Source organism: Clostridium sp. JNZ J1-5, from assembly GCF_053901425.1.
Genome location: NZ_CM132773.1, coordinates 2,511,560 through 2,524,871, shown reverse-complemented (window position 1 = coordinate 2,524,871; position 13,312 = coordinate 2,511,560). Strand labels below are relative to the sequence as shown.

At 30.7% G+C, this 13,312-nt stretch carries 10 protein-coding genes and 1 riboswitch; of the genes, 1 reads left to right on the top strand and 9 read right to left on the bottom strand.

Features of this window, described 5'->3' with window-relative positions:
- Positions 1-73: 73 nt before the first annotated feature.
- Positions 74-160, bottom strand: a riboswitch (cyclic di-GMP riboswitch).
- Positions 161-500: 340 nt separating this feature from the next.
- The 9 genes from ACWW38_RS12170 to ACWW38_RS12130 form a co-directional block, all read right to left on the bottom strand.
- Positions 501-1,301 (bottom strand): M55 family metallopeptidase, encoded by an 801-nt coding sequence (locus ACWW38_RS12170; RefSeq protein WP_456257822.1) that lies wholly within the window; start codon positions 1,299-1,301, stop codon positions 501-503.
- A complete protein-coding gene (locus ACWW38_RS12165) occupies positions 1,298-2,701 on the bottom strand; it encodes an N-acyl-D-amino-acid deacylase family protein (RefSeq protein ID WP_456257821.1) in 1,404 nt (467 codons plus the stop codon). The genes ACWW38_RS12170 and ACWW38_RS12165 overlap by 4 nt, the downstream gene beginning before the upstream one ends.
- A gap of 21 nt (positions 2,702-2,722) precedes the next feature.
- Positions 2,723-3,805, bottom strand: a complete 1,083-nt coding sequence (locus tag ACWW38_RS12160; RefSeq protein ID WP_456257820.1) for a polyamine ABC transporter substrate-binding protein — start codon at positions 3,803-3,805, stop codon at positions 2,723-2,725.
- Positions 3,806-3,823: 18 nt separating this feature from the next.
- The gene (locus ACWW38_RS12155; protein ID WP_456257819.1) at positions 3,824-4,606 is read right to left on the bottom strand and encodes an ABC transporter permease; all 783 of its coding nucleotides are present in this window, start codon (positions 4,604-4,606) and stop codon (positions 3,824-3,826) included.
- A complete protein-coding gene (locus ACWW38_RS12150) occupies positions 4,606-5,466 on the bottom strand; it encodes an ABC transporter permease (protein ID WP_456257818.1) in 861 nt (286 codons plus the stop codon). Before ACWW38_RS12150 ends, ACWW38_RS12155 begins: the two co-directional genes overlap by 1 nt.
- A gap of 2 nt (positions 5,467-5,468) precedes the next feature.
- Complete coding sequence (locus ACWW38_RS12145) at positions 5,469-6,548, bottom strand: ABC transporter ATP-binding protein (protein WP_456257817.1); 1,080 nt, start codon at positions 6,546-6,548, stop codon at positions 5,469-5,471.
- Between the two features lie 315 nt (positions 6,549-6,863).
- Positions 6,864-9,092 (bottom strand): HelD family protein, encoded by a 2,229-nt coding sequence (locus ACWW38_RS12140; RefSeq protein WP_456257816.1) that lies wholly within the window; start codon positions 9,090-9,092, stop codon positions 6,864-6,866.
- Between the two features lie 193 nt (positions 9,093-9,285).
- The gene (locus ACWW38_RS12135) at positions 9,286-10,638 is read right to left on the bottom strand and encodes an aspartate aminotransferase family protein (protein ID WP_456257815.1); all 1,353 of its coding nucleotides are present in this window, start codon (positions 10,636-10,638) and stop codon (positions 9,286-9,288) included.
- Positions 10,639-10,919: 281 nt separating this feature from the next.
- Positions 10,920-12,278 (bottom strand): sigma-54 interaction domain-containing protein, encoded by a 1,359-nt coding sequence (locus ACWW38_RS12130; RefSeq protein ID WP_456257814.1) that lies wholly within the window; start codon positions 12,276-12,278, stop codon positions 10,920-10,922.
- A gap of 241 nt (positions 12,279-12,519) precedes the next feature.
- Here ACWW38_RS12130 and ACWW38_RS12125 point away from each other — a divergent pair, with 241 nt between their 5' ends.
- A complete protein-coding gene (locus ACWW38_RS12125) occupies positions 12,520-13,290 on the top strand; it encodes a hypothetical protein (RefSeq protein WP_456257813.1) in 771 nt (256 codons plus the stop codon).
- Positions 13,291-13,312 lie beyond the last annotated feature (22 nt).

Below are 13,312 nucleotides of genomic sequence, written 5' to 3'. Positions count from 1 at the left end.
AAGACACTTCTAATTTACCAGTGCCTTTGACATAGTTATCCACAAAACTTTCTATAATTATTTTTGTAAATACTTCGGCAACCTGGCAGTCATAGAATTTTTATTCCTTAGACCCATAGCTTTGCGTCTCTACCTTTCGATAGATTTGCTATTATCGATATTTTTAATACATCTTTGCTTATATAAAACTTAATTTTTACTTTTTATTCTTCAAAATATGTATATTACTATAGTTTCAATACCTAGTAACAAATATATCCCCCTACATGCCATAAGTAGGTAATTATCATAATTACTAACATATAATAGCATTTTTCTACATAAATGTAAACCATCTTTTAAATTAAATTACATTTTTACACAAAATTTAAAAGTATTATGCTATCAAATAAAAAATCAAGACTTCTCCTATGAAGAGAAGCCTTAAAGCCTTAATTTATTTTTTTAATAGATTTTAAATTCAATACTTATCCATAGTAAGATGAAATTTAATTATAAGATTATGTTAGAAATAAAACAGCTCTTAAAACTTCAAAATAATCCTTTGTATTAAATGATATTACCTTAGGAGAAGCTAATTTTGCTCCTGGATAAAAAGAAAATCTATAGGCTTTTGTATGTGATACATATCCAATCTCTAATTCAAATTCTTCTGGAAGTTGTAATTTGCAAAGATTCAAATCTCCACTTAATGCATTCTCTACTTCTTTTTCTATCATTTCAACAGCTAAGTCTGGGTGAATGCTTATAGTAGATGCTCCTACCCCTTCATTTACAGCCACAGTCTTAATATTCTTATTTAACAACTTTATATTTTCACAAAGTCCTTTATCTCCGCTAACGAAAGCACATGGAACTCCAACATATGCTGCTGCATATGCGTGAAGAGTAAATTCACTTGCATATTCTCCATTGATTTTAATGTAATCTACATCATAAGGATTCATAGTATGAGCCAATGGATTTTCATTAGAACCTCCCCATGAATGATAACCTGTAAATAATACTGCATCAAAAGTATTGTCTAACTGTTGCACCATAGAGAAAGGGTGTCCAGCCCATCCTCTAATTATCTTAACATTTTTCGGAAGCAAGGAAGGATTTAGGTTTCTTCCACTGTCATGTGCATCCTTAATTAATATCTCTTTTGCTCCAGCTTTTATTGCTCCATTACATGCTGCTCTTACTTCTCTATTCATTTGATCAGCAAACTTGTTATAATCAGCCTTAGACTTTTCAGTTTCATCCCAGCTGGTAATGCCTGTTGTACCTTCAATATCTGCACTAATAAATACTTTCATTTATATATTTCCTCCTTTTCATATGTGAATCTATTATTTCTAATAACTTTTCCTGGCAGACAACCTTTGACTAAATTACCTTCTCTTACTACAATCTTACCATTTACAATTACATAATGAATTCCTTTTGGCTTTTCATCTGGTTCTCCTCTGTCTGGAAATTCTGCTTTGTCTTCTATTTTATTAATATCAAAAATAACAATATCTGCGTCAGCTCCTGCAGTCATCCTTCCTTTTTCCGTAAGTCCTATTGTGTTAGCTGGAAGCAGAGTACATTTTTCTATTGCTTTAAGAAGTGATATACTTTTTTGTTCTCTAACCATTTTTCTGAAAAATCGTGGAAAGGTACCTGCGTTCTGCGGATGCCCTTCTTTAGCGTTACCTGTAGGACTTGGACCTGTATCAGAAGATACCATTATATAATCCTTTAATAAAGCTTCATATATTTCATTTTCAACTCCAGTAAAACAAATTACGCTGTCATTTTTATAGAAGTTTCTTAATTCCTTATATATTTCAGGTGTTAATCTCTTGCCCTTATATTTCCCAGTAGACGCAAGTAAATCTTCTAACTTCCATCCAAATCTCTCCATATAATCCTGATCATAAATAGTACTCCCTATAAAAGTTGCAAAGGCGGTATACATTCCGCTATCTGCAGATACTTTAATGCCTCTTTCTCTAGCCTTATCTACTATCTCAAGAGCTTCCGTCATAAGTCCCATTCCATACTGATATACAAAGTGAGAAATCAGTACATGAGCTCCTGTAACTTCTGCTATCCTTACAGCTTCTATTAATGATGTTAAATCTCCTGGCATATTTAGATTTGTGTGTATTGGTATGATCATTTTATATTTTGCTACAATATTACTTAAGGTCATTATCTCATCTATTGATGATCCTGGAGCATATTCTAATCCAAAGGATAATCCTATTGCTCCATCTTCAATAGATTTCTCCAGCAACTTACACATATGAGTAATCTGATCTTTTGTTGCAGGAACATAAGGACTTTCTATTCCTACGGCTTTTCTTAAGGTAAAAGAATGCCCTACTAATTGTGCTTGATTTATAGGAAACCCATCTAAACTTTGCTCTTGAAAAAATTTTTTTAAATCCAAAGGGCTTAAGCCACAATTCCCCCCTACAGTTGTTGTAACTCCCTGAAGTGCAGAAAGCTCTGCACATTCAATATGACCATCTATATGCCCATGAATATCAATAAATCCAGGACATACTATCATACCTTCTGCGTCTATTTCAATCTTTCCACTTATTTCTTCATTAGTAATTATAGATATCTTCGTTCCGTTAATACCCACTTGACCTATTTTTATATACTTTTTCTCTGGGTCAACAATGGTACCATTTTTTATAACTAAATCATAGATATCCACATAATCACTTCCTAAATCAAATTATTGTTGCTTAAATTCAGACCAGATTAAATCATATTTTTTTGCTGAATCTCCAACATCACTTAAATGTTTCGCTTTAGAAAACTCATTAGTTGGCACAAATACAGCCTTATTCTCTAAATATTCCTTTGACATAAATTGTTTAGCTGCAGTATTTGTATTTATATATTCATTAATTGTTGTGGCTTCATTACTTATTTCTCCTTCTAACATGAAGTTAATAAAAGCTTCAGCATTCTTTTGATGAGGAGCCTTGGCTGGTATAATAAAGCTATCTTCTCCAAATTGCATTCCCTCTTCCGGATAAACAATTTTAAGCTTTGGATTTCCTTTTACTGCAGCAGATGCTTGGGATCCCCACATAAGACCTATAGTGCAATCTTCACTTATAAGGCTATTATGAGGAGTATCTGCATCAAACACCTTCACATTTGGTTTAAGTTTTTTCAATTCTTCTTTTGCTTTATCTAGTTTTGCTTGATCAGTTTCATTTATTGTGTAGCCTAATTTTGTTAATGCAATACCAATTACAGATCTAGGATCGTCTAAAAGTACCACAGAATCTTTAAATGAAGGATCCCATAAATCCTTTAAACTTTTTATATCTTTTTTTATTTTATCTCCATTATAAACAATCATTTGAGCCCCAAGAGTATAAGGGATAGAATACTTATTATCTTTATCAAAATATTGTCCTAAGTAGGTAGGCTCAACATTTTTATAATTAGGTATATTACCTTTATTTATAGGCTGCATTAATACTTCACTTTGCTTTGCCATAACCTGTATTATATAGTCACTGCATACTATTACATCATATTGTCCACCTTTAACAGCCTGAAGCTTTGCCATCATTTCTTCATTAGTAGAAAAGTTGCTATAGTTAACCTTAATGCCAGTCTTGCTTTCAAATTTCTTAATAACCTCATCTGGCACATAATTAGCCCAAGTAAATAAGTTTACTACTTTTTCTTCTCCTCCAGTATTTGCAGTTTTAGATTTACCTGAGCATCCTACAAAAGAAACTAGTGAAAAAATTAAAATAGATAGTATACTTAAATTTCTTATTAATTTTTTTGACACTTAAAACACCCCTTTACATTATTTTGCTTTATTCAGCTTAATACTCTGTGAAAAAACAAGAACTATAAACGTAGTAAGTAACATTACACTACATAGTGCATTTATTTCCGGCGAAAGTCCAAAACGCAGCATTGAAAATATTTTTATTGGTAAAGTAGTACTTTCTGGTCCTGATACAAAGAAATTGATTATTACATCATCTAGCGAAAGAGCAAATGCCAACATTGCACCAGAAAGAACACCGGGTAATATAATTGGAAGAGTTATAGTTCTAAATACTGTAAGCTTATTTGCTCCTAAATCCATTGCAGCATCTTCAATTGAATGATCAAATCCTGCAAGTCTTGCCTTTACTGTAACAAACACGAAAGGTATACAGAATGTGGTATGAGAAAGCACTAGCGTAAATATACCAAATTCCATATGCATTGATGAAAAATATACTAAAAGTGAAATTCCCATTATTATTTCGGGAATTACTATAGGTATATAAAGTAACATATCAATTAAGCCCTTACCCTTAAAAGTGTATTTATATAGTCCTACAGCTCCAATAGTTCCAATTATAGTAGAAATTCCAGTACTTAATACTGCTACTGTTAAACTATTTTTTAAAGCTAACAGAACATTGTCATTCTGAAAAAGTTTTGAATACCATTGAAGAGTAAAGCCATTCCAAACTGCATTACTCTTTGATACATTGAAGGAGTATATTATTATTACTACTATAGGAATATATATAAATAGAAACACAAATACAATATAAAAGTTAGATAACCATTTTAATAATTTACTTTCCATTAGAAGACCTCCATATCCGACTTTTTGCCTACTATTTTTATATATATTCCTATTAATAAAAGAGACACTATCATCATAACAATAGACAATGCTGCTCCAAATGGCCAATCTCTGGATACGAGGAATTGATTTTTAATCAAATTACCAACAAGCATAACTCTGCTTCCACCCATTAGGTCAGGTATAAAAAACAAACCTATAGATGGTATAAAAACAAGAATGCATCCCGCTACTATTCCGGGCATAGTTAGAGGAATAGTTACAGTTAAAAATGTTTTCCATCTGCCTGCTCCAAGATCTTTTGCAGCTTCTAAATAGCTTCTATCTAACTTTTCTATAGAGTTATATAGGGGTAGTACCATAAATGGGAACAAGGTATATACCATACCAACAAGCACTGCTCCATAACTATAAAGCATCTTAAAAGGTTCTTTAATTAAACCAATACCTATAAGAATATGATTTATAATTCCTTCCGTTCTTAAAAGTATAATCCACCCATAAGTTCTTATAAGGGAGTTAGTCCAAAATGGAATTATAATAAGTACTAAAACCAATACTCTATACTTTTTCGGTATTTTCGATGCAAAGTATGCGAAAGGGTACCCAAAAATAAGAGTAAGTAGTGTTGTAATAAAAGCAATTGATATGGAATCCTTAAACACTTTAAAATAAAGTGGGTTCTTCATTCTTGCATAGTTTTCAATGGTTGGTGTAAATATTATGCCTCCATCTGTTCCCCTTTGCATAAAACTTATAAATATAATGTAGCAGAGAGGAATTGCTATAAAAATTATCATCCAAAGAGATATAGGTCCTATAAATGAAAATTTAGAAATATTTTCTTTACTTTTTTTCATCTTTATAGTCCCTCCTCTCCATCCACCATTGCCATGTCTTCTGGATTCCAGGATAACCATACATTAGTGCCTTCTTTAGACAATTCTGATTTTTTATTATAATTATTAATTAATACTTCTTGTCCATTTGATAATACTACTGTGGTTTTTATAATTGAACCAACATAGCTGTGTTCTTTAACAATTGCCTTTAAATTGAACTTTTCATTTCTTTCAATAGAACATTTTATATTTTCAGGTCGAACAGAAATATAAATTTTACTACCAATAATTAAATTACTATTTTCAACATCAATTATTTCATCTTCTATCCTTATTTTAGCAAATTTATCATCTTCACTTTCTACAACTGCATTAAATAAATTCGATTCACCAATAAAACTAGCAACAAACTTTGTTTTTGGCTTTTCATAGATTTCTTCCGGAGTTCCTATCTGTTCTATAATTCCGCCCCTCATAACTGCAATTCTGTCTGACATATTAAGAGCTTCTTCTTGATCATGTGTTACATATATAAATGTTATAGCCAGCTTTTTTTGAAGCCTTTTCAGCTCTATCTGCATTTGCTTTCTAAGTTTTAAGTCAAGAGCTCCTAGCGGCTCATCTAAAAGCAAAATTTTAGGGTTATTTATAAGCGCCCTTGCAATAGCAACTCTTTGCTTTTGTCCTCCACTTAATTGATCAGGCATTCTCTTTTCAAAACCTTCAAGCTGAACCAAATTCAGCATCTCATTTACCCGTTTTGCAATTTCAGATTTATTTACTTTTTTGATTTTAAGTCCATAGGCAATATTATTATAAACATTCATATGAGGGAAAAGAGCATAGTTTTGAAACACTGTATTTACATTTCTTTCATAAGGCTCTTTATTTTCCACCGATTCATCTTCTAAGAGAATTTTACCGCTTGTTGGATTTTCAAAACCAGCTACCATCCTTAAAGTAGTCGTCTTCCCACAACCGCTTGGACCTAATAGCGTTAAAAACTCGCCTTTTCTAATCTTCATAGAAACATTTTTAACAGCTTCCTGATCATCAAATTTTTTTACTACATCTATAAGTTCTAGTATAATATCTGACAAACTTATCACCTCCACAATACAATACACAGTATTCAAGTAGGATTTATAGGAATTATAGATTGATTATAATACTATATGCAAATCACGTCAATTATTTCATACATATTTATCATTTTACTTATTATCAATAAAATTGTACATATGCTTTTATTTTTCCATATATGTTTCCCATTACCTACGGTTATAATTATACTACTCTATTTCACTTAATATAATATTAAACTTTTATTACATATTTACATTTTGAAATAACAAATAACACTAGAAAGAACTATTTTTTATTCTTTCTAGTGCTTATATTGAAAATACTTAATATTAAAGTAATCTACTTTTTTCTCCAGTAAAGTAGATCTTTAGCCTATGAAGGGCTCTTGTGCAAGCTATATATAAAAGCCTTCTATCAAATTGAGTTTCATAATTAACATTTGAAACATCATATACCAGCACTACATCAAACTCAAGACCCTTTGCTAAATAAGAAGGTACAATCAAAGTCCCCTTTTCAATTTTAGTATAATCTTCATTTAATACTTTAACATCAATTAAGTCTTTTAATCTTTCTTCAATTTCTCTTGCCTGCTGCTTTGTCTTGCAAATAATTGCAACTGAATCGTATCCTTGTTTATAATAATACTCTATATCTTTTACAATATCCCTATCTAAAACTTCTTGATTATTTTTAAATATAACTATTGGTTCCGCTTCATGTCTTTTAAAGGAAGTAATTTCTTGGTTACTATTCAAGAATCTTTTATTAAAATTATTTATTTCAAAAGAAGCTCTATAACTTTTACTCATAGACATCTTTACCGATTTTCTTTTGTTTAATATTCTTTCAATATTATCATATATAAACTTATCTCCGTTTCTTTCAAGTGTTTGATTAAAATCACCTAGTACAGTATACCTTGCCCCTTTAAATAAAAGTCTAAAAACATTATATTGTATAGAATAATAATCTTGTGCTTCATCAATTACTACCTGCCTAATATTCGAAAAATTATCGTTTCCCTCTATCTTTAATTTAATGTATATAAGAGGAGCGCAATCTTCATAAGAAATATATCCTTTTTCTAAACGCATGCTAGTTTCCCATATTATTTGTTCAATATTTTTAGGAAGCTCTAGTCCTTTAGATAGCTTGAAAATAAATCCATTTTTATTAAAAAGTATTTTATATAAATCCATATAATGAACTTTAGTAAAACTATGAATGTGTTTCATAAATACTTTTGTCTCTTTAATAGAAATTAACCTGCTAAATGACTTTACTTCAAATATATGCTCAGGATTATTCTGTACAACTTTTTCAATTTTTCTAAGTCTTTCTTTTCTCAATGGATAAATTTTATTTAATATTATACTTTCAATTCTTCTAAGCCTTTTTACCATAGGGATATCTATTTTATTATTAAGAAACATATTTTTTAACTGCTGCTTTGTCTCAATGATTTTTCCTTCATAATATACATCTTCAAAATTGTGTAGATTTCTTTCATAATATTGTATCAGCCTATCAAGAATTTCTACAAATATCTCTGATCCCTTAAACTCTATACCTTGAACTTTTAAATCTAATTTTTCATTCTTTTGATCAATAATTAAGTTTTCAAGCTGATTGCCTCTAGCTTCAATCATACATCTATTGTCTAAAAATTTTGAAGCAATATCATCAAAAGTTATTTCCTCCACATGCTCTTCCCCAAGTTCAGGAAGAACATTGGAAATATATTTACTAAATATAGAATTTGGTGAAACTATAATAACATCATTAGAATTTATCTTAGAATTTAGTCCTTCATAAAGTAAAAATGCAATTCTATGCAGAGCAACAGAGGTTTTCCCACTACCTGCTACTCCTTGAATTATTAAAAGTTCATTTTCAGTATCTCTTATTATAGCATCCTGTTCTTTTTGAATAGTCTCTACTATATTCTTCATCTTTGCTGAAGAATTGCGGCTTAAAACTTCTTGTAAAATTTCATCGGTAATTCTTATATTACTGTCAAAAAAGAATTTAAGATTGGAATCCTGAATTTTATACTGTCTTTTTAAATACACCTTTCCCGAAACGATTCCAACTGGAGAATTATAATAAGCTTCACCTGCTTCATGCCTATAAAATATGCTAGAAATAGGAGCCCGCCAGTCATATATAAAAATTGAATCTGTTTTAGCCTCCATTAAATTATAGAGTCCAATATAAATTTTTTCCTTGCTATCAAAACCATTCTCTAAAAAATCAAATCTTCCGAAATAAGGAGAATTCAGCATCTGTTTATATTTTTTTATTCGCTTTAGTTTCTTTGCATAATCTCTATTTTGATTATTTACTTCTAAAAGATATTGATTCATCTCTGGAATTTTGTCAAAATCATTGGAAAAATGAACACTCTCCTCCCACATTTCTCTTCCTGAATTTATAAGGTTCTTAAAGCTAGTACTTAAGGTATTCTCTTCTTCAGCTAATTGTGTTTCGATAACCTTCAAAGTTTTGTTAAGGTACATTAATTCTTCCTCTTTGCTTTGCTGGTAACTGCTCATTTTATCACTCTCCTATATTTTTTTAAAAACCCCTTGACTTTGATATTTACTTTATGATAAAATTATTATGTAATATGTTATATAATTGTTATAGTTATGTCTAATTCTTTATTATACTCTAAAAATATATGTATGTAAATATATAATAAAATCCCGCTTTACTTTAAAGCGGGATTATTTTTTATATTTATTTTTACCAACCCTTTGATACTTCTAAAACTTCATCTGGAATACCACCTTTTAAATACTCTTTTATAGCTTCTTCAATAACATCTAGTGCTTTATCAATCTGTTCCTTACTTATTACTAGTGGTGGCTGTATCCTTAACACATTACTTGAAACGAAAGTAACCAGCACTCCATTTTCCCATGCTCGATAACAAATTTTTGCAGCTGCATCCTTATCCTTTTCTTTAGTAGTTCTGTCCTTAACAAGATCAACTCCTATAGTCATTCCAGCACCACGTACATCTCCGATAATTTCGTATTTTTCTTGCATATCTTCGAAGCGTGTTTTCATATATTCCCCTAAAGTTTTTGAACGCTGGATAAGATTCTCTTCTTTTATAACTTGAAGAGTTGCCATGGCAGCCCTACAAGAAATAGGATTTGCTGCGGCAGTAAAGGTATGTGCAGGAGCATCTAAGGATTCCATAATCTCTTTTCTTCCAACAATGGCACTCATAGGCATACCTGACGCAATTGATTTTCCTAGTACAACCATATCAGGTTCTATATTAAAATTGTCTATTCCAAACCATTCCCCAGTTCTTCCAAAGCCCTGCTGAACTTCATCAACTACAAATAATATTCCATTTTCTTTGCAAAGATTATAAAGCCTTTCCATGTACTTTTGTGGAGGTACTATAAATCCTGCATCTCCAGCTATAGGCTCTATTAATATAGCTGCTACTTCTTCTGGAGCTATATAGTATTTAAATGCATTTTCAAGCTCATTAAGACATTCTAGATTACAATTACATTCTTCCTTACCAAATCTGCAGCGGTAGCAATCTGGGTAATGTATATGATGTATTTCAGGAACTAGAGGGCCTATTTTTCTTCGCATGTTAAGGTTCAATGCCGAAAGAGAAATAGCGCCATATGTTGAACCATGATAAGAGCCTATAAAGGATATTATTTTACTTCTTCCTGTATATGCCCTTGCAAATTTTATCATTCCATCATTGGCATCAGAACCTGTAAGCCCAAATATAACTCTTTTCTCAAAATTTCCAGGAGTAATATCTATAATTTCTTCTGCAAGTTCCACAAGTGGTTCATGATATACATAAGGATAAATATAGTGAACAAAATCTTTTGCTTGCTCTGTAATCGCTTCTACAATTTTTGGATGGCAGTGCCCAGTATTAAGCATAGCAGCACTAGCTAACAAATCTATATATTCATTGCCATCAGCATCTTCAATTATTGCCCCTTGACCCCTTTTTACTGCCAATGGGAAATATGGAATTTTACCTGCTTGTGCGTACATCTTTTTATCTTTCTCAACAATTGCTTTACATTTATCAATATTTTTATTCAATTCAGCTTCCCCCTTAAAGTTAGTTCAGTTATCATGTAAGCTTTAACTTTGTAAATGTTTACTTGAAATATACCATTCGCAAGAATCGCTCCAAAATGTAAATCGGCTCTTAAACCTTGTATTTTCAATGTTGCTGATTATATCCATGAATAAAAAAAGAATCTAAGTGTAAAGTGATTTACACTTAGATTCTTTTTTTATTTTAAAATACTGCTATTTTAGCGGGTTTCACCAAGATATAAAGTGTAAAGTGTTTACATGTAAACACTTTACACTTTTTTTTATAGACCATACTTTTTTAAAAACTTATATAGTGTTGGTCTAGAAATTCCAAGAATCTGAGCAGTTTTCTTTTTATTTCCCCTATTTGCATTTAATATATCTACTAAAATATCCTTGCTTATTTTTAATGGTTCCTTCTTTATTATATTTTCATATATGGGTTCTTTAAATCCAGCCATAAAAAGCGTCTTTTCTGTAATCCAATCCCCTTCACATATAAACATAGATCTAGAAATTACATTTTCAAGTTCTCTAATATTCCCCTGCCAACTATGCTTCATAAGCATTTCCTTTGCTCTATTATCTATTCCTTTAACATACTTATTCCCCTTACTTACAAGCTTTTTTACAAAGTAGTCTGCAAGTAAAAGTATGTCTTCTCCCCTCTCTCTTAAAGGAGGGATTTCAAGACATAAAACTTTCAATCTATAATAAAGATCTCTTCTAAACTTTCCTTCCTGAACCATTTCCTCTAAATTTTTATTTGTAGCAGCTATTATTCTTACATCTACATTTATAGGTTTGTTTCCACCAATTCTATTTATACACATGGTTTCAAGCACGCGTAATAATTTAGCCTGAATATCTATCTGCATCTCTCCTAGCTCGTCTAAAAACAACGTTCCCCCATTTGCCAATTCAAACTTTCCAGGCTTTCCACCTTTTCTAGCTCCAGTAAAAGCTCCTTCCTCATATCCAAAAAGTTCACTATCTATAAGTTCATTTGGCAAGTTTGCACAGTTTAATGCAACAAATGGTTTACGTCTTCTATTACTATAATTGTGTATAGATTGAGCAAATAATTCTTTTCCTGTTCCTGTTTCTCCAAATATTAATATACTCTCATTACTTTTTGAAAATGTCTTAGCTAGATTTATAATCTCTTTCAAGTTTACACTTTCCCCAACAATATCATCAAACATAAAAAAGGCTTGGTGTCCTGCAATTGTATTAGCAAGTTCTCTAGAACGCTCAATACTTCTAAATATATCTATTGCCCCAATAATATTGCCATTCTCATCAAATATAGGATATCCTGAATTTATAAGATGTGTTCTTTTACCTTTAAAATTCCAAAAGTATTCTATATCTATAATACTTTTTTTCTTTTCAATAACCTCTATTAGCATTGGCTTGTCCGGGGATAGGCTATCTACTTTCTTGTTAAGCAGCTCTTCTTTATCCGCTCCTACTATTTCACAACAGGCATTGTTTACATATAGAAGGTATCCATCCTTATCACAAAAGGATATACCATCACTTACCGAGTCTAATGCCCTTAAAAGTATCTCATTGAACTCTTTACCATTTTCAACAATTGACGGATATAATTGTTCTACTATTGTGTCTTTATCCATTGTATCTCCCTCTAATATTCATTAGCATAAAATATATTATTCCTATAAAACTAATTGTATTTTTCTAATTTTCCAGCTTTTAAAACTTTTCTATAGATTTATTTCATTTACATTATAACAAATAAATATCTGTTTTAAACTCAATCTTCTTAAAACGTTAAAAATCCTGTGACAATTCTGTAACATAATATGGATAAAATAACAATGTAACATAAAATACTAAATTGAAAGGAGTTTTATAATGAAAAATCCTAGAATTATGACTAAAGTTATTACAGGTGTATTGGCAGGAGGTATGATTTTATCAGCTGGCAGTATTGCTTTTGCTAAAAGTGATAACGCCTCTGACACTAATAAGTCTACTTCTAATATAACTCAGAAGAAAGATTATAAGAAATTCAATAAACAAAAGCATGGTTCTCCAGAAGAGGCTATGATAGGAAAGCTTGACTCATTAGTTAAAGCTGGTACTATAACTCAAAAACAAGCTGACACTATTAAAGATTACTTAACTAAAAAACAAAATGAAATGAAGGCTGAATTTGATAAAATTAAAAACATGACAGAAACTGAACGTGAAGCTTACTTTAAAGCTAATAAACCAAAAGAAAAAATGAATTTTCTAAAAGACCTAGTTGACCAAAAAGTAATAACTCAAGAACAAGCTGATGCTATAGAAAAAACTATGCCTAAAATGCAAAGACCTGATAAGGATCATTTCAAATCACAACTTGATAGTCAAGTAAAAGCTGGAGTAATTACTCAAGCTGAAGAAGACAAAATCATAGCTTTCATGGAGCAAAATAGACCAAAATTTAAAGAAGACATGGCTAAAGTTAAAGATATGACAAAAGAACAAAGAGATGCTTATTTCAAAGATAAAAAAGCTGAACCAAAGCAAGATATTTTCGCAGAAATGGTTAAGCAAGGCATAATATCTCAATCAAAAGCAGATACTTTAAAAAAGGCTATTCCACAAGTACATAAAGATAAGCCTTTTATAAAAAGATAACTTTAAAACTAAAACTGTAGGT